Source organism: Streptomyces sp. NPDC050988 (assembly GCF_044456225.1).
GTDB lineage: Bacteria > Actinomycetota > Actinomycetes > Streptomycetales > Streptomycetaceae > Streptomyces.
The window spans coordinates 1-16,147 of sequence record NZ_JBITFQ010000005.1; the positions used below are offsets into that span (position 1 = coordinate 1).

The 16,147-nt window shown below is 71.1% G+C and carries 13 protein-coding genes and 1 rRNA gene; 8 read left to right on the plus strand and 6 right to left on the minus strand.

What is annotated here, in order from left to right:
• Window positions 1-95: ribosomal RNA gene (gene rrf, locus ACIBEI_RS13845) — 5S ribosomal RNA — on the plus strand; the annotation flags it as partial.
• Window positions 96-164: 69 nt separating this feature from the next.
• Here the strand turns inward: rrf and ACIBEI_RS13850 are convergent.
• From ACIBEI_RS13850 to ACIBEI_RS13870, 5 genes are read right to left on the minus strand one after another with little or no spacing between them, the layout of a single operon-like run.
• Window positions 165-1,475 carry a DUF58 domain-containing protein gene (locus ACIBEI_RS13850; protein WP_398888352.1) on the minus strand — a complete coding sequence of 437 codons (1,311 nt, stop codon included), beginning with the start codon at window positions 1,473-1,475 and terminating at the stop codon, window positions 165-167.
• The gene (locus ACIBEI_RS13855) at window positions 1,475-2,467 is read right to left on the minus strand and encodes an AAA family ATPase (RefSeq protein WP_398888354.1); all 993 of its coding nucleotides are present in this window, start codon (window positions 2,465-2,467) and stop codon (window positions 1,475-1,477) included. The genes ACIBEI_RS13850 and ACIBEI_RS13855 overlap by 1 nt, the downstream gene beginning before the upstream one ends.
• The gene (locus tag ACIBEI_RS13860; RefSeq protein ID WP_398888356.1) at window positions 2,464-3,681 is read right to left on the minus strand and encodes a DUF4350 domain-containing protein; all 1,218 of its coding nucleotides are present in this window, start codon (window positions 3,679-3,681) and stop codon (window positions 2,464-2,466) included. Before ACIBEI_RS13860 ends, ACIBEI_RS13855 begins: the two co-directional genes overlap by 4 nt.
• Window positions 3,678-4,427 carry a DUF4129 domain-containing protein gene (locus tag ACIBEI_RS13865; RefSeq protein ID WP_398888358.1) on the minus strand — a complete coding sequence of 250 codons (750 nt, stop codon included), beginning with the start codon at window positions 4,425-4,427 and terminating at the stop codon, window positions 3,678-3,680. The genes ACIBEI_RS13860 and ACIBEI_RS13865 overlap by 4 nt, the downstream gene beginning before the upstream one ends.
• 4 nt (window positions 4,428-4,431) lie before the next feature.
• Window positions 4,432-5,874, minus strand: coding sequence for a glycerophosphoryl diester phosphodiesterase membrane domain-containing protein (locus ACIBEI_RS13870; RefSeq protein ID WP_398888360.1), 1,443 nt, complete (start codon window positions 5,872-5,874; stop codon window positions 4,432-4,434).
• A gap of 140 nt (window positions 5,875-6,014) precedes the next feature.
• Here ACIBEI_RS13870 and mtnA point away from each other — a divergent pair, with 140 nt between their 5' ends.
• From mtnA to ACIBEI_RS13905, 7 genes are all read left to right on the plus strand, one after another.
• Window positions 6,015-7,160 (plus strand): S-methyl-5-thioribose-1-phosphate isomerase, encoded by a 1,146-nt coding sequence (mtnA, locus tag ACIBEI_RS13875; protein WP_398888362.1) that lies wholly within the window; start codon window positions 6,015-6,017, stop codon window positions 7,158-7,160.
• A gap of 8 nt (window positions 7,161-7,168) precedes the next feature.
• Window positions 7,169-7,858 carry a two-component system response regulator MtrA gene (gene mtrA, locus ACIBEI_RS13880; RefSeq protein WP_307539839.1) on the plus strand — a complete coding sequence of 230 codons (690 nt, stop codon included), beginning with the start codon at window positions 7,169-7,171 and terminating at the stop codon, window positions 7,856-7,858.
• A gap of 1 nt (window position 7,859) precedes the next feature.
• Window positions 7,860-9,920: an MtrAB system histidine kinase MtrB gene (mtrB, locus tag ACIBEI_RS13885; protein WP_398888365.1), complete on the plus strand. Its 2,061-nt coding sequence runs from the start codon at window positions 7,860-7,862 to the stop codon at window positions 9,918-9,920.
• Window positions 9,910-11,757, plus strand: a complete 1,848-nt coding sequence (locus tag ACIBEI_RS13890) for an LpqB family beta-propeller domain-containing protein (protein ID WP_398888367.1) — start codon at window positions 9,910-9,912, stop codon at window positions 11,755-11,757. Before mtrB ends, ACIBEI_RS13890 begins: the two co-directional genes overlap by 11 nt.
• A 156-nt stretch (window positions 11,758-11,913) precedes the next feature.
• Window positions 11,914-12,798: a ComF family protein gene (locus ACIBEI_RS13895; RefSeq protein WP_398888369.1), complete on the plus strand. Its 885-nt coding sequence runs from the start codon at window positions 11,914-11,916 to the stop codon at window positions 12,796-12,798.
• 314 nt (window positions 12,799-13,112) lie between these two features.
• Entirely contained in the window at window positions 13,113-13,805 is a 693-nt protein-coding gene (gene hpf, locus ACIBEI_RS13900; protein WP_373466762.1) for a ribosome hibernation-promoting factor, HPF/YfiA family, read from the plus strand.
• 231 nt (window positions 13,806-14,036) lie between these two features.
• The gene (locus tag ACIBEI_RS13905) at window positions 14,037-14,783 is read left to right on the plus strand and encodes a response regulator transcription factor (protein WP_055617175.1); all 747 of its coding nucleotides are present in this window, start codon (window positions 14,037-14,039) and stop codon (window positions 14,781-14,783) included.
• Between the two features lie 92 nt (window positions 14,784-14,875).
• Here ACIBEI_RS13905 and ACIBEI_RS13910 read toward each other — a convergent pair whose 3' ends face one another.
• Window positions 14,876-16,078 carry a winged helix-turn-helix domain-containing protein gene (locus tag ACIBEI_RS13910; RefSeq protein WP_398888373.1) on the minus strand — a complete coding sequence of 401 codons (1,203 nt, stop codon included), beginning with the start codon at window positions 16,076-16,078 and terminating at the stop codon, window positions 14,876-14,878.
• Window positions 16,079-16,147 lie beyond the last annotated feature (69 nt).

The window sequence follows — 16,147 nt, forward strand, 5'->3', positions numbered from 1 at the left end:
AAACGCCCGGTTACATTCCGAACCCGGAAGCTAAGCCTTACAGCGCCGATGGTACTGCAGGGGGGACCCTGTGGGAGAGTAGGACACCGCCGAACAAATATTGCAGAAAGCCCCCGCACTTCGGTGCGGGGGCTTTCTTGCGTTTCAGGGCTGTTCTGCAGTGGTTAAAGGCGGCCCGCTGCCTTGAGTGCCAGATATGCGTCCGCCAAGGCCGGCGGCAGGTCGTTCGGGGTCGCGTCGACGACAGTCACGCCGTGGCGCGTGAGTTGTTCCGCGGTGCGATGGCGTTCCGCCTGGGCTTGCGCTGCCGCAGCTGCCTCGTACACGGCTTCGGTGCTTCCCCGTGCGGCTGCCATTTGCTCTATGTGGGGGTCGGACACCGAAGCGACGAGGACTGTGTGGCGCTGGGTGAGGCGGGAGAGTACGGGAAGCAGGCCTTCCTCGATGGGGGCCGCGTCGAGGGTCGTGAGGAGCACGATCAGGGAGCGGCGGGGGGCCGTGCGGAGAGCGGTGGAGGTCAGACCGCGGGCATCCGTTTCGAGGAGTTCCGGTTCGAGGCGGGTCATGGCGTTGACCAGGGAGGGAAGGACATCGCCTGCGGATCGGCCCTGTACGAGGGCGCGTACGCGGCGGTCGTATGCGAGGAGGTCCACGCGGTCGCCGGCTCGGGAGGCCAGGGCCGCGAGGAGGAGGGCCGCGTCCATGGAGGCGTCGAGGCGGGGGATGTCTCCGACGCGGCCCGCTGACGTGCGGCCCGTGTCGAGGATCAGGAGGATGTGGCGGTCTCGTTCGGGGCGCCAGGTGCGTACGGCGACCGTGGACTGGCGGGCCGTGGCGCGCCAGTCGATCGAGCGGGTGTCGTCGCCGGGGACGTACTCGCGGAGGCTGTCGAATTCCGTGCCCTCGCCTCGGGTGAGGACGCTGGTGCGGCCGTCGAGTTCGCGCAGGCGGGCCAGCTTCGAGGGGAGGTGCTTGCGGCTGGTGAAGGGGGGCAGGACGCGTACCGTCCAGGGGACTTTGTGGCTGCCCTGGCGGGCGAGGAGACCGAGAGGACCGTACGAGCGGATGGTGACGCGGTCCGCGTGGCGGTCGCCGCGGCGGGTGGGGCGCAGACGGGTTGTCACGCGTCGGCGTTCGCCTGCGGGGACCGTGAGCTCGTGGCGGGACGCGGCGATCTCCGTGCCGGGCTGCCAGCTGCTCGGGGGCCAGGCGTCGCGGATGCGGGCGCGCAGCGGGCGGCCGGAGGTGTTGGTGACCGTGAGGGTGACGTCGGCTGTTTCGCCGAGGCGTGCCGAGGTGTCGCCGGAGCGGGTCAGGCCGAGGCTGCGTACGGGGGCCGCCAGGACGAAGTCGCAGGCGCAGGCAAGGGCCAGCGGGACGTACACGCCGAGGATGCCCGTCCAGCTGGGTTCCCAGAAGCCGACGGGGAGGGCGCCGAGGGCCGCCAGGAGCGCGGTGCGTCCGGTGAGGGCCATCAGCGGGGTACGGGGACGTGGGCGAGGATCGCGTTGATGACCGAGTCGGCCGTCACGCCCTCCATCTCAGCTTCCGGGCGGAGTTGGACGCGGTGGCGGAGGGTCGGGAGCGCGAGGGCTTTCACATCGTCCGGGATGACGTAGTCGCGGCCGGTCAGCCAGGCCCAGGCGCGGGCCGTGGCCTGGAGCGCCGTCGCGCCGCGCGGGGAGACGCCGAGGGTGAGGGACGGGGATTCGCGGGTGGCGCGGCAGATGTCCACTACGTAGCCGGTGATTTCGGGGGAGACCGTGGTCTTCGCGACTGCGGCGCGGGCGGCTTCGAGGTCGGCCGGGCCCGCTACGGGGCGTACGCCGGCGGCGCGCAGATCGCGCGGGTTGAAGCCCTCCGCGTGGCGGCTGAGGACGTTGATCTCGTCCTGGCGGGACGGGAGGGGGATCGTCAGCTTCAGGAGGAAACGGTCCAGCTGGGCTTCGGGGAGGGGGTACGTGCCCTCGTACTCGACCGGGTTCTGGGTCGCGGCGACCAGGAACGGCTCGGGGAGCGGGCGGGGGGTGCCGTCGACCGTGACCTGGCGTTCCTCCATCGCTTCGAGGAGCGAGGACTGGGTCTTGGGCGGCGTGCGGTTGATCTCGTCGGCGAGGAGGAGGTTCGTGAAGACCGGGCCGGGCTGGAAGGAGAACTCGGCGGTGCGGGAGTCGTAGACGAGGGAGCCCGTGATGTCGCTCGGCATCAGGTCGGGGGTGAACTGGACGCGCTTGGTGTCGAGTTCCAGTGCGGATGCGAGGGCCCGGACGAGCAGCGTTTTCGCCACTCCGGGGACGCCTTCGAGCAGGACGTGTCCGCGGCAGAGGAGGGCGACGACGAGGCCGGTGACGGCGGGGTCCTGGCCGACCACGGCTTTGGCGATCTCGGTGCGCAGGGCTTCCAGGGAGGAGCGGGCGGTGCCCGGATCCCCGGTGTACCCGGCGTTGTCAGTGGTCGGGGCCATCATGGACGGCGTACCTCTCTTTCGAGGGCGTCGAGTTGGTCGGCGAGGGCGATGAGGGCCGCGTCGTCGCTGGGTGGCGGCCCGAAGAGGAGGGAGTGCAGGGCCTGTCCTTCGCGGCGGAGCTGGGCGGACAGGGCGGGGAGCAGGGCCTCGGGCGCGTGCGCCTGGGCGGGGGAAACGCCGACGAGGGGGGCGAGGCGGGTGCGGGTGGTGGAGCGCAGAGCCGCGGAGGCGCGGTCGCGTGCGTTGGACTTGCGGTAGAGGCGGGCGCGGCCTTCGACGGTTTCGGAGGCGCGGATCGCGACGGGGAGTTTCTCGGGCACGAGCGGGCCGAGGCGGCGGGCGCGCCAGAGGGCGGCCAGGATCGCGGCGAAGAGGAGCTGCAGCGTGCCCCAGAGCCAGCCGGAGGGCATCAGGTCGAAGAAGCTGCGGTCACCGGCGTCGGTGGCCGAGTCGTCGGAGAGCGAGGGGAGGTACCAGACCAGGTGGGGGCGGGAACCGAGCAGTTGGAGGGCGAGCGAGGCGTTGCCCTGCTTGTCGAGGCGTTCGTTCTGGAGGATGTCGGGAGCACCGAGTACGACGGTGTCGCCGTTGCCCTCGGCCGCCGGGATGCGCAGCAGGGTGGGCATGCTGTCGCCGGGGTAGCAGGAGTCGGCGCCGGCCGCGCTCGTGGTGTAGCGGATGCCGCCCGTTTCGGCCTTACCCGCTCGTCGGGCGGCGGGCAGGGAGCACTGGGGCGACAGCGTGGTGTCGAAGCTGGGCGCGGGGTCGGCGTCCACTCCCGGGGCGAGGGTCCCGACGGACGGGGTGGTGGGGGCGACGAGGACAGTACGGCCGCCGGAGTTCGCGAACGCCGAGTGGAGGCGCTCCTGCTGACGGTCGGTGAGCAGGTCGGGGCGGGCGACCAGCAGGGTCGTGTCGGAGCCGGTGGCGGCCGCGGCCTCTTCCAGGGTGGTGACCACGCGGGTGGACACACCTTGGTCGGCGAGGAGTTCGGCGACGGCGCGGCTGCCGGAGGGGGTTGCGGAGCGCGGGTCGAGGCTGCCGCTCTCGGCGTCCGAGCGGACCGCGGCGATGGCGACGGCCGCCGCCAGGAGGATCACGAGTGCGAGCAGCACACCGCGCGAGCGGGTCCACAGCTGACGGGCGGTGGGAGAGGCCGAGGTGGACGGCGGGGTGGCCTTGGGCGTCTCGGGTGCGGGGGCCTCGGTGGTCACTCGGCGGCCCCCTGGTGGGCGCTGTGGGCCGTGCTGTGGGTGCTGCTCGCGAGGACCGGCCGGGTGCGTTCCAGTTCGCGGTCGAGTTGCGAGAGGCGTTGGTACGTCTCCGAGCCGGCCGTTCGTCCGCCGTACGTCACGTCGTCGAAGTCCCGGGCGGCGGCGCGCAGTCGGTCCGTGTGGGCGGGGAGTGTGCGGCCCGCTTCGGCGGCGGCCTCGTCGGCGGTGCGGCCGGGGCGGGGGTCGAGCAGGGCGCGTTCCTCCAGGGAGCGCACGACGGCGCGCATGCGCTCCTGGACGGCCTGGTTCCAGTGGGCCTGGGCCGCGTGTGCCTCGGCGGCCGCGCGGTGCTCGGCGGCGCTGCGCGGCCGGTCGTCGAAGAGCGGGGCCGCTGATGTCGGGCCGCGGCGTGGGGTGCCGAGGCGCCACCAGAGGGCGCCGATGAGGGCCAGGGCCGCCAGGACGACGACGAGGAGGCCGAGTGCGCCGCCGGGTGTCGCGGCGGAGGCGGCGTTGAACAGCTTGTCGACCCATTCCCAGAAGGCGTCCAGGGCTCGTTCGACAAGGCTGGGGTCGTTCTCGTGGTACATCCGCTTGGACAGCTCGCGCCGGGCCGCCTCCTGCGCGGGGTCGCGCGGGATGGTGACCGGCGGTTCGCCTTCGCCACGCGACAGCGTGAGTACGGTTGTGCCGTTGGCGCGTGGCAGCGCCAGTACCGCTGTGAGAACTCCCCCCGCCAGGCTCACTCCGTCAGCTCCCCGGGGTGGAGCCGGGGGTGCCGGAGCCGTAGTCCTGGACACCGGCCGCGCGGGCCAGGTCGAGGTCGAGGGCCTCGCGGCGGATGCGCTGGTCGATGTAGAGGAGCACGGAGACGCCGGCGGTGATCGGGAACGTGAGCATGGAGCCGATCACCGCGCCGATCCCGCTGATGATGAGGAACGTCCAGCCGAGGTCGCCGGTGCCGGTGTTGAGGAAGCCGGTGACCCCCTCCCCGCTGAGCGCGGAGGCGAGGAAGGCGAAGGGGATCACGATGATCGACGCCACGATGTTCGCGATGATCGTGGCGAGCAGCTGGATGCCGAAGACCCGCCACCAGGAGCCGCGGACGAGCTTCGCGGAGCGGCTCATCGACTTGAAGACGCTCTGCTTCTCCAGCATCAGGGCGGGCGAGGCCAGGGAGAAGCGGATCATCAGCCAGATCGCGACGACTGCCGCCGCCAGGCCGCCGAGGACGGCGAGCGCGATGGCGCCGTCACCTCCGCCGGCGAAGGCGACGAGGATGCCGGGCAGTGTGCCCAGGGCGCCGACGGTGATGGCGATGAGCGGGAGCAGGAAGGTCAGGCCGAAGAGCTTGGGCAGCTGCGGCCGTGCGTCGCTCCAGGCCTCCGCGGTGGTCACCGACTTGCCGAGTACGGCGCGGCTGGTCACGGTCGTGAGCAGGGCGGTCGCCACGATCGTGCCGAGCAGGGTGATCAGCAGGACGGCGCCGGAGTTCAGGAGGCTGTCGCCCAGGGCTCGCGACAGTTCGCCGGCGGTGGCGCTGGGGTCGTTGAGGGTCTCCGTGCTGGCGCTGTCGTCCAGGACGAAGCCCTGGAGCAGGATCACGGCGATCTGCGTGAAGACCGCCACGGTCAGCGAGATACCGAGCACGGTGCGCCAGTGCGTACGCATCGTGGACACCGCGCCGTCGAGGATCTCGCCGACGCCGAGCGGGCGGAGCGGGATGACGCCGGGCTTGGCTGCGGGCGGGGGACCGCCCCAGCCGCCTCCCCAGCCCGGGTGGCCGCCGGGGCCGTAACCGCCGGGGCCGCCGTAGCCACCAGGGCCGCCGGGACCTCCGTAGCCGCCGTACCCGCCGTACCCGCCGGGGCCGGAGGGCGGTTGGCCGCCCCAGCCCGGGCCCGCGGGGGGCTGGCCGCCCCAGCCCGGGCCGGGCGGTGGTGGCGGGGCCTGGGGCGGGGTGTCCTGGGGGCTGCCGGGGGACGGCCACTGGGCCGGCGGGGGCTGCTCCTTGGACCACTTCGGGCCGGGGCCGGACGGGTCGGCGCCCGGCTGGCCCGTGGGCTCCGTGGGCTCCGTGGGACCGGGCGGGTCCGCGGGCTCGGCAGGAGGGCCGGAAGCCGTCGGCTCCTGTCCGTTCTGCCCGTCGGAGGGGGCAGATCCGGGCGATGCCCAGCCCGGAGTGTCTTTCATCGTCGCTCCTTCACGGTGCCCGTCCGCGGTCGCGGCGGCAGGTTGGCAGCCATCGTGCCACGGTGTGGCCGGGAAGTGACCGGCTGCCGTATGGGCTGCACACCTTCAATTGTCCGGCCGGTACGGGGCAGACTGGGCGGATGGCTGATCAGTACGCGCAATCCCGCGAGAACCAGCGGCCCACCGAGACTCCGGCGATCCGTTGGGACGAGCCGCCGGAAGGCCCTGTGCTGGTCCTCCTCGACCAGACACGGCTGCCCGCCGAGGAGGTCGAGCTGGTGTGCACGGACGCGCCCGCCCTGGTGGAGGCGATCCGTACGCTCGCCGTGCGCGGGGCGCCGCTGCTCGGCATCGCGGGGGCCTACGGGGTCGCGCTCGCCGCCGCCCGGGGGTTCGACGTGGACGAGGCCGCGGCCTCGCTCGCGAGTGCTCGGCCGACCGCGGTGAACCTCTCGTACGGGGCGCGCAGGGCCCAGGCGGCCCACCTCGCGGTCCTGCGGGGTGGCGGTGACCAGAAGCAGGCCGCCGATGCCGCGCTGGCCGCAGCGAAGGCGCTGCACGCGGAGGACGCCGAGGCCAGCGCCCGGATGGCCACGCACGGGCTGGCGCTTCTCGACGAGCTTCTGCCCGGCGGAAATCACCGGATCCTGACGCACTGCAACACCGGTGCGCTGGTGTCCGGGGGCGAGGGCACGGCGTTCGCGGTGGCGCTCGCGGCGCACCGGGCGGGGCGGCTTCGCAGGCTCTGGGTGGACGAGACGCGGCCGTTGCTGCAAGGTGCTCGCCTGACGGCCTATGAGGCGGCGCGGAGCGGAATGGCGTACACCTTGCTCACGGACAACGCGGCGGGATCGCTGTTCTCGGCGGGAGAGGTGGACGCGGTGCTGATCGGTGCCGACCGGATCGCGGCCGACGGTTCGGTGGCGAACAAGGTGGGGAGCTATCCGCTCGCGGTGCTGGCCAGGTACCACCACGTGCCGTTCATCGTGGTGGCGCCGGTGACGACGGTGGATCCGGACACTCCGAACGGAGCAGCGATCGAGGTCGAGCAGCGTGCCGGACATGAAGTGACGGAGATCACAGCGCCCCAGGTGCCGGTGGCGGGAGCGGAAGCGGGAGGCGGGATACCGGTGGCACCCCTGGGGACCCAGGCGTACAACCCGGCGTTCGACGTGACGCCGCCCGAGCTGGTGACTGCGATCGTCACCGAAGAGGGCGCCGTGTCTCCTGTGACGGCTGAGGCGCTAGAAGAGCTGTGTGACAGGTCACGCCAGGTAACGATTTAGTTAATGGGATGATGTCGTTTATGAAGGGACGAGTCCTTGTCGTCGATGACGACACCGCACTGGCCGAGATGCTCGGCATTGTGTTGCGTGGTGAAGGTTTTGAGCCGTCTTTCGTAGCCGACGGCGACAAGGCGCTGGCCGCTTTCCGTGAGAGCAAGCCCGACCTGGTGCTCCTGGACCTGATGCTTCCCGGCCGGGACGGTATCGAGGTGTGCCGCCTGATCAGGGCGGAGTCCGGGGTACCGATCGTGATGCTCACCGCGAAGAGCGACACCGTCGATGTCGTGGTCGGCCTGGAGTCCGGCGCGGACGACTACATCGTGAAGCCGTTCAAGCCGAAGGAGCTGGTGGCCCGGATCCGGGCCAGGCTGCGCAGGTCGGAGGAGCCGGCGCCCGAGCAGCTCGCCATCGGTGATCTGGTCATCGACGTGGCCGGTCACTCTGTGAAGCGGGAGGGGGCGTCCATCGCGCTGACTCCGCTGGAGTTCGACCTGTTGGTGGCGCTGGCCCGCAAGCCGTGGCAGGTGTTCACGCGAGAGGTGCTCCTGGAGCAGGTGTGGGGCTACCGCCACGCGGCGGACACCCGGCTGGTGAACGTCCATGTGCAGCGGCTGCGCTCCAAGGTCGAGAAGGACCCGGAGCGGCCGGAGATCGTGGTGACCGTCCGTGGCGTCGGTTACAAGGCCGGACCGAGCTGACATGTCCCGGGACAGTGCCGCTTCGGCGCCCGGCCAGCCGGGGACCCGCGCGGGGCGGCCTGTCGGCCGGAAGACGACGGGCTCCCGCTGGGGACAGTTCACCGAGGGCGGGCTGCTGCAGGGCGGAGTCCAGGGCAGCCCGGTCCTTCGGCTGTTCATGCGCTGGGTGCGCCGTCCGCTGCTGCCCGTCATGCGGCTGTGGCGGCGCAACATCCAGCTCAAGGTCGTCGTCACGACCCTGCTGATGTCGCTGGGGGTCGTTCTGCTGCTGGGCTTCGTGGTGATCGGGCAGGTGCGCAACGGCCTGCTGGACGCCAAGGTGAAGGCCTCGCAGAGCCAGGCCACGGGCGGGTTCACGGTCGCCAAGCAGGAGGCCGACGACGCGGCGGGCGCGGGCGGGGACGACCGTTCCGGCCCGGACGACAACCCCGTCCAGAACGTCAGCGGGTGGATGAGCTCCCTCGTGCAGTCGCTCTCCAGCGGCGGTCAGGGCGCGTTCAGTGTCGTGACCCTCGGCACCACCTCCGCGGACAGTGACAGCAGGGGCCTCGGACCGCGTGCCGCGGGGTACGTCGACCCGAGCCTCAGCGTGCCCCAGGAGCTGCGCGAGCGGGTGGACGGCGGCACGGGCGCGGCCCAGAGCTATACCCGCATCTTCTACACCAACGGCCAGGCGTCCCAGCCGGCGCTGATCATCGGCACCCAGCTCAACGACCCCAAGAACGCCCCGTACCAGCTGTACTACCTCTTCCCTCTCACGCAGGAGGAGAAGTCGCTCAGCCTCGTCAAGGGGACGCTCGCGACGGCCGGCCTGTTCGTGGTGGTGCTGCTCGGGGCGATCGCCTGGCTCGTGGTGCGCCAGGTCGTCACGCCCGTACGGATGGCAGCCGGGATCGCCGAGCGGCTGTCCGCCGGGCGCCTCCAGGAACGTATGAAGGTCACCGGCGAGGACGACATCGCGCGGCTCGGCGAGGCCTTCAACAAGATGGCCCAGAACCTGCAGCTGAAGATCCAGCAGCTGGAGGACCTGTCGCGGATGCAGCGGCGGTTCGTCTCCGACGTGTCGCACGAGCTGCGTACGCCGCTGACGACCGTCCGGATGGCGGCCGACGTCATCCACGACGCGCGCGTGGACTTCGATCCGATGACCGCGCGGTCGGCCGAGCTGCTCGCCGACCAGCTGGACCGGTTCGAGACACTGCTCGCGGACCTGCTGGAGATCAGCCGCTTCGACGCGGGCGCGGCGGCCCTGGAGGCCGAGCCGATAGACCTGCGGGAGGTCGTACGCAGGGTCGTCAGCGGGGCCGAGCCGCTCGCCGACCGCAAGGGTACGCACATACAGGTGGTCGGGGACCAGCAGCCGGTGGTCGCCGAGGCGGACGCCCGGCGCGTGGAGCGGGTGCTGCGCAACCTCGTCGTCAACGCCGTGGAGCACGGCGAGGGCAAGGACGTCGTGGTCAAACTCGCCGCGGCGGGCGGGGCGGTCGCGGTCGCGGTGCGCGACTACGGAGTGGGGCTCAAGCCCGGCGAGGCGACCCGGGTGTTCAGCCGCTTCTGGCGGGCCGACCCGGCACGCGCGCGTACGACCGGGGGTACGGGCCTCGGGCTGTCCATCGCCCTGGAGGACGCGCGGCTGCACGGCGGCTGGCTGCAGGCCTGGGGTGAGCCGGGGGGCGGCTCGCAGTTCCGGCTGACGCTGCCGCGGACCGCGGACGAGCCGCTGCGGGGCTCGCCGATACCCCTGGAGCCCAAGGACTCGCGGCGCAACCGCGGACTGAACGACGCGGGACTGCCCCTCGGCGGCACCCAGAAGCTCGCCACAGTGCCCGCGCAGCCCGCCAGCGAGCGTGCCGTGCCGCCGCCGATGCTCGCCCCGCGGGTGACGGGCGCCGTGGACCCGGCCGCTCTGCCCGGCAACGGCGCGCGCGTGGTGCCGCGGCCCACCGCGGAAGCGCGCGGCCCGAGCACCGAGACGGCGGAGGAGGCCCCGTCCGAGGACGGCCGGGGAACCGGTGAGAGGCCGGAACAGTTGAAGCAGGGGGAGGAATCACGTGGGCGCTGACCGCGATCGGGGCGGCCGTCGGCGTCCGGTGCGTCTGATGACGTACGGCGTCTGCGGGGCCGTACTGCTGACCGGGTGCGCCTCGATGCCGGACGGCGGGGATCTGCGCGGGGTCGAGGCCTCGCAGCGGCCGGACCCGCAGGTCCGGGTCTTCGCCATGCCGCCGCGGGAGAACGCGCAGCCCGAGGAGATCGTGCAGGGCTTCCTGGAGGCTCTGACCAGCGACGATCCGGGATTTGAGACGGCACGCAAGTACCTGACGGGCGAGGCGTCCAAGGAGTGGCGTCCGAACCAGTCGACGACGGTGCTCGCGGACGGGCCGAACACCGCGGCGGAGCACAGCGGCAGCCGGGAGGCGACCGGTGACTACGTCTACTCGCTGACCGGCACCAGGGTCGCCAAGGTGGACTCGCAGTTCGCGTACGAACCCGCCGCGGGAACGTACAACGAGCTCGTGCACCTCGCGAAGTACAAGGAGAAGGACGGCAGCAAGCAGTGGCGCATCGACGAGCTGCCGCAGGGCCTCGTGATGGGGAAGTCCGACTTCCAGCGCAACTACCTGTCCGTCAACAAGTACTACTTCGCGTCGAACACGTCGGGCGGGACGGACGATCAGCTCGGGGCGGTCGCCGACCCCGTCTACGTGCGCGAGCAGGTGGACCCGGTGACGCAGATGGTCCGCTCGCTGCTGAAGGGGCCGACGAGCTGGCTCAAGCCGGTCGTCAGGTCCAGCTTCCCCACGGGTACGGCGTTGAAGAAGGGCGTCAAGACACTCGCGCCCGACGACCAGAACCGGCTGACGGTGCCGCTGAACGACAAGGCGGACCGGATCGGCCAGTCCGTGTGCACCGAGATGGCGGCCCAACTCCTGTTCACCCTCCAGGACCTGACGCCCACGGGCATCGACGAGGTGGAGCTGCAGCGTTCGGACGGCACGCAGTCGTGTGCGCTCGGAGCGAACAAGGCCGAGATCTACGTCGCCCACGGCCCGGCGAAGCGCGCGGAGTACGAGTACTTCATCGACGGTGAGAAGCGGCTCGTCCGGATAGCGAGCACGGGCAGCGAACAGGAGCCCGAGCCGGTTCCGGGTGCGCTCGGCGACGGCGACAAGGCGCTGCGGTCGGCCGCGGTCTCGCGGGACGAGGACAGCGCGGCCGGGGTGTCGCTCGACGGGCGCTCGCTGTACGTCGGGTCGCTCGCGTCGGGCGGTTCGCTCGGGGAGCCCGTGCTGCGCAGCAAGGCCAAGTCGGAGAACGATGGGCTGACGACTCCCAGTTGGGACGCGAGCGGGAACCTGTGGGTGGCCGACCGTGCCCCGAAGACCTCCGAACTGCTGCTGCTCGCCAAGGGCGCGGGTGAGCCTCTGGCCGTCACGACGCCCAGCCTCGACGGGCGGATCGAGGCGGTGCGGGTGGCCGCCGACGGGGTGCGGATCGCGCTGATCGTGCGGAAGGACGACCGGACGACCCTGCTCATGGGGCGCATCGAGCGGCAGAACGGATCGGACGGGAAGCCGTCCGTCTCGATCCACGAACTGCGGTCCGTGGCACCGCAGCTGGAAGAGGTCACGGCCATGTCCTGGGCCGGCGACAGCCGACTGGTCGTGGTCGGGCGCGAGGCCCGGGTCGTGCAGCAGATCCAGTACGTCCAGGTCGACGGCTCGACACCGGTCGGCCCGGCCCCCGCCGCGCTCACCGGCGTGAAGGAGATCGCCGCCTCCGAGGACGAACGGCTGCCCCTGGTGGCCCACTCGGAGGACGGGATCGTGCGGCTCTCGTCCGGGTCCCAGTGGCAGACGGTGGTCAAGAAGGGGATGGCGCCGGTCTATCCGGGGTGAGGTCTTGACGGGCCGGCCGGCCTGGGCCGGCTCGCTTTTCCTTTCCGGGCGCCTCACTCGTGTGGGTGACAACGTCCCTGTGGTTGCCCGGAGTTGTCCACAGGGAGTTGTCCACAGGGGTGGCCGGGGCGCTCGGGCGTTGGCACAGTGGTGGACATGCGGGGGTGGTGGCGGGACCTCACCGACCTGGTGCTGCCGGCCGAGTGCGGAGGCTGTGGGAGACCTCGCACGGTGCTCTGCCCGGAGTGCCGTGCCGCCCTGACGGGGGCCGTACCGAGCCGGGTGCGACCGGAGCCGGAACCACCGGGGCTGCCGGTGGTGCACGCGGCGGCTCCGTACGAGGACGAGGTGCGCGCGGTGCTCCTCGCCCACAAGGAACGGGGTGCGTTGATGCTCGCCGGGCCTCTGGGGGCGGCGCTGGCGGGGGCCGTACGGGTGGGGCTCGCGACCGGCGGCGGAAGCGGGGCGGCGGGGTTCGTGGCTGGTGGTCCCGTCGGAGCGGGTGGCTCCAGGACTCCAGTGTCGCTCGTTCCCGTGCCGTCCGCTCCCTGGGCGGTCCGGGCGCGTGGGCACGACCCGGCACGGCGGATCGCGCTCGCGGCGGCGGGTGAACTGCGGCGTACGGGGACACCGACCCGGGTAGTCGCCGTACTGCGGCAGCGGCGTGCCGTGGCCGACCAGTCGGGGCTCAACTCCCGGCAGCGGCTGGACAATCTCGCCGGCGCCCTGGAGGTGCCCGCGGGAGGAGCGCGGCTGCTGGCAGGCGGCGGGAGGGTCGTGATCGTCGACGACCTGATGACCACGGGCGCGTCCCTGGCGGAGGCGGCACGGGCCTTGAAGGCCGTTCTCGTGGCGGGAACCGGTCCTTACGGCCGAGTAACACCCAAAGTGACAGGGGAAGGTATGTCTCGAGCGACTGCGAGAGGTGTAGGCCGACCAGAAGCGGTCAGGGAAATGAGAGGTACGAACGGCGCCGAAGGCATGCTCGCAGCGGCTGTGGTCGCGGCGACTCCGGCATCTTTCGAAATAAACCGGAACTGACAGAGAAGTTGCGTCGTTGCAGGTAGTGAGAGGTTCCATTCACCTGAATGGAGGTACGTCGCAGTAGAGGGTGACGCCATCCGTCCAGGCGAGATATGTTCGGTTGTGAGGGAATGGCGGACGCCGTCCCTCGCATATCGGAATGCCGTGCCGTGGGTTTTCTGCAATCACCCGCGACGGTGGGTGGAGATCTTGCCCGCGGGGGAGGAGGAGGTGGAAGTCACCGAGTCCGAGGCTCCGCGAGTCGCTGGAGCCTGGTGCAAAAGGGAGATGCTCCGCCGTCGATGCGGAGTGATCCGGGAACGGAGTTCTGCGTGGACATCGTCGTCAAGGGCCGCAAGACCGAGGTGCCCGAGCGGTTCCGCAAGCACGTGGCCGAGAAGCTGAAGCTGGAGAAGATCCAGAAGCTCGACGGCAAGGTGATCAGCCTCGACGTCGAGGTGTCCAAGGAGCCCAACCCCCGACAGGCCGACCGCTCCGACCGAGTGGAGATCACGCTTCACTCCCGCGGTCCGGTGATCCGGGCGGAGGCAGCGGCAAGCGATCCGTACGCGGCGCTGGACCTGGCGGCAGACAAACTGGAAGCGCGACTGCGCAAGCAGCACGACAAGCGGTACACGCGCCGTGGAGCCCGCAGGATCTCGGCAGCCGAGGTCGCCGACCACGTCCCGGGCGCGGCCACGCTCAACGGGAACGGCAGTGTGGTCCACGAGGAAGAGCCCGAGGCGGTGCCGACCAAGAAGATCGGCTCGCTCGAGGTGAAGGGTGACGGCCCCCTCGTCGTCCGCGAGAAGACCCACGTCGCGTCCCCGATGACGCTCGACCAGGCGCTCTACGAGATGGAGCTGGTCGGGCACGACTTCTATCTGTTCGTCGACTCCGAGACCAAGGAACCGAGTGTCGTCTACCGGCGGCACGCGTACGACTACGGCGTCATCCACCTCAGCACGGACCCGATGGTCGCCAAGGCGCAGCAGGCCCCGGCAGGCGGGGCGCTGGGCGGCTGACCTCGCCCGGTGAGCTCCTCCGGCTTTCGGCCGGGGGGGAATCCCAGCGGTGCCCCTGGAGTGCCCGTGCGCCCCCAGGGGCACCGGTGTGCGACCCCTTTGTGCCCCGCTCTGTCGTCCCGTTGTAGCCCGGGCATGAAATCATGGCCGTACCGGCCCAACCGGTGGGCCGTTGCCTCGGGTTGGCGATGGCACAAGAAACACAGGCCACGGCCTTCAGGGGGAGGAACCATGGCGGACAGCTTCGGACCGATGCGTGACGAAGATGCCGACGACGGCGTCGTCGGCATGGGCCCGGACGCGGGGTCCCCACGCAAGGAACCCATCAGGGTCCTTGTCGTGGATGACCATGCCCTCTTCCGTCGCGGCCTGGAGATCGTGCTCGCCGCTGAGGAGGACATCCAGGTCGTCGGCGAGGCGGGTGACGGTGCGGAGGCGGTCGACAAGGCCGCCGATCTGCTGCCGGACATCGTGCTGATGGACGTACGGATGCCCAAGCGCGGCGGGATCGAGGCGTGCACCTCCATCAAGGAGGTCGCACCCAGCGCGAAGATCATCATGCTGACGATCAGCGACGAGGAGGCCGACCTCTACGACGCGATCAAGGCGGGGGCCACCGGATATCTCCTCAAGGAGATCTCCACGGACGAGGTGGCCACGGCCATTCGTGCCGTTGCGGACGGGCAGTCGCAGATCAGTCCGTCGATGGCGTCGAAACTGCTCACCGAGTTCAAGTCGATGATCCAGCGCACGGACGAGCGGCGGCTGGTGCCGGCGCCTCGGCTCACCGAGCGTGAGCTGGAGGTTCTCAAGCTTGTGGCGACCGGGATGAACAACCGGGATATCGCCAAGGAGTTGTTCATCTCCGAGAACACCGTGAAGAACCATGTGCGGAACATTCTGGAGAAGCTGCAGTTGCACTCCAGGATGGAGGCCGTGGTGTATGCGATGCGGGAGAAGATTCTTGAGATTCGTTAGCGGCAGCAGCGTGGTGGGGGCGGGGGTCGGTTCGTAGCTGCGGGTCGGTGGGGGCTTGGCGCGCAGTTCCCCGCGCCCCTAAAGGGGCACTCCTAGCCCAGCGTCCGGCTCAACTCCGTTGTCAGGGCCTCTCGCAAGGCCGGAGTGTTCGCTCGCTCCACCCGGATGTTCGTGCAGTCGACCCAGGTGGCTGCCTCCAGGAGGGCCTGGGCCACTGCCGGTACGGCCTTGGGGCTGTCGAGGGTGACCTGCTTGGCGACCAGTGTGGCGCCCTCGCGGGCCGGGTCCACGCGGCCGACGAGGTGGCCGCCGGCGAGGACCGGCATGGCGAAGTAGCCGTAGACCCGCTTCGGCTTGGGGACGTAGGCCTCCAGGCGGTGGGTGAAGCCGAAGATGCGCTCAGTGCGTGCCCGTTCCCAGACCAGGGAGTCGAACGGCGACAGGAGCGTGGTGCGGTGGCGGCCCCGCGGAGGCGTCTCCAGGGCCGCGGGATCCGCCCAGGCGGGCTTGGACCAGCCCTCCACCGTGACCGGGACCAGACCGGAGTCCGCGAGCACCGCGTCCACCTGCTCGCCCCTGAGGCGGTGGTAGTCGGCGATGTCCGCGCGTGTGCCGACGCCCAGCGACTGCCCCGCGAGCCGGACCAGACGGCGTAGGCACTCCGTGTCGTCCAGCTCGTCGTGGAGCAGGTCGCCCGGGATGGCGCGCTCGGCGAGGTCGTACACCCGCTTCCAGCCTCTGCGCTCCGTGCACACCACCTCGCCGTACATCAGCGCGCGCTCGACCGCGACCTTCGTGCCCGACCAGTCCCACCACTCGCTGGTCTTCTTCGCGCCGCCCAAGTCGGTGGCCGTGAGCGGGCCTTCGGCCTTCAGCTGCTTGATGACCTGGTCGTACGTGCCGTCCGGCAGGTCGTGGTTCCAGTGCGGGCGAGCGCGGTAGGCGCGGCGGCGGAACGCGAAGTGCGGCCACTCCTCGACGGGGAGGATGCAGGCGGCGTGAGACCAGTACTCGAAGGCGTGCGGGCTCGGCGGAGCCGTGCCGTCGGACGCGGGCGTCCAGTAGGCGCCGTCCACCGTCTTGCGGCCGACCGCGCCCAGGCGGGCGTACGGGATGAGTTCGTGGGAGCGGGCCAGGACGGAGATCGTGTCGAGCTGGACCGCGCCCAGGTGCCGCAGTACGCCTCGGACGCCGCCCCTGCGGTCGGGGGCGCCCAGGAAACCCTGGGCGCGCAGGGCGATTCGGCGGGCCTCGTCGGCGGTGAGTTCGGCGGTGGGGCGCGGCAGACTCGTCATGGTCCGCACGATATGCGGTGCCACTGACAATGGTCCCTGAGCTGCGAGAACTGCCGGATGAGGCAGCCG

Excerpts from the sequence above, each read along its gene's own strand:
- ACIBEI_RS13850 (WP_398888352.1), bottom strand. The coding sequence starts at position 1,475 with ATGGCCCTCACCGGACGCACCGCGCTCCTGGCGGCCCTCGGCGCCCTC.
- ACIBEI_RS13855 (WP_398888354.1), bottom strand. The coding sequence starts at position 2,467 with ATGATGGCCCCGACCACTGACAACGCCGGGTACACCGGGGATCCGGGC.
- ACIBEI_RS13870 (WP_398888360.1), bottom strand. The coding sequence starts at position 5,874 with ATGAAAGACACTCCGGGCTGGGCATCGCCCGGATCTGCCCCCTCCGAC.
- mtnA (WP_398888362.1), top strand. The coding sequence starts at position 6,015 with ATGGCTGATCAGTACGCGCAATCCCGCGAGAACCAGCGGCCCACCGAG.
- mtrA (WP_307539839.1), top strand. The coding sequence starts at position 7,169 with ATGATGTCGTTTATGAAGGGACGAGTCCTTGTCGTCGATGACGACACC.
- mtrB (WP_398888365.1), top strand. The coding sequence starts at position 7,860 with ATGTCCCGGGACAGTGCCGCTTCGGCGCCCGGCCAGCCGGGGACCCGC.
- ACIBEI_RS13895 (WP_398888369.1), top strand. The coding sequence starts at position 11,914 with ATGCGGGGGTGGTGGCGGGACCTCACCGACCTGGTGCTGCCGGCCGAG.
- ACIBEI_RS13905 (WP_055617175.1), top strand. The coding sequence starts at position 14,037 with ATGGCGGACAGCTTCGGACCGATGCGTGACGAAGATGCCGACGACGGC.
- ACIBEI_RS13910 (WP_398888373.1), bottom strand. The coding sequence starts at position 16,078 with ATGACGAGTCTGCCGCGCCCCACCGCCGAACTCACCGCCGACGAGGCC.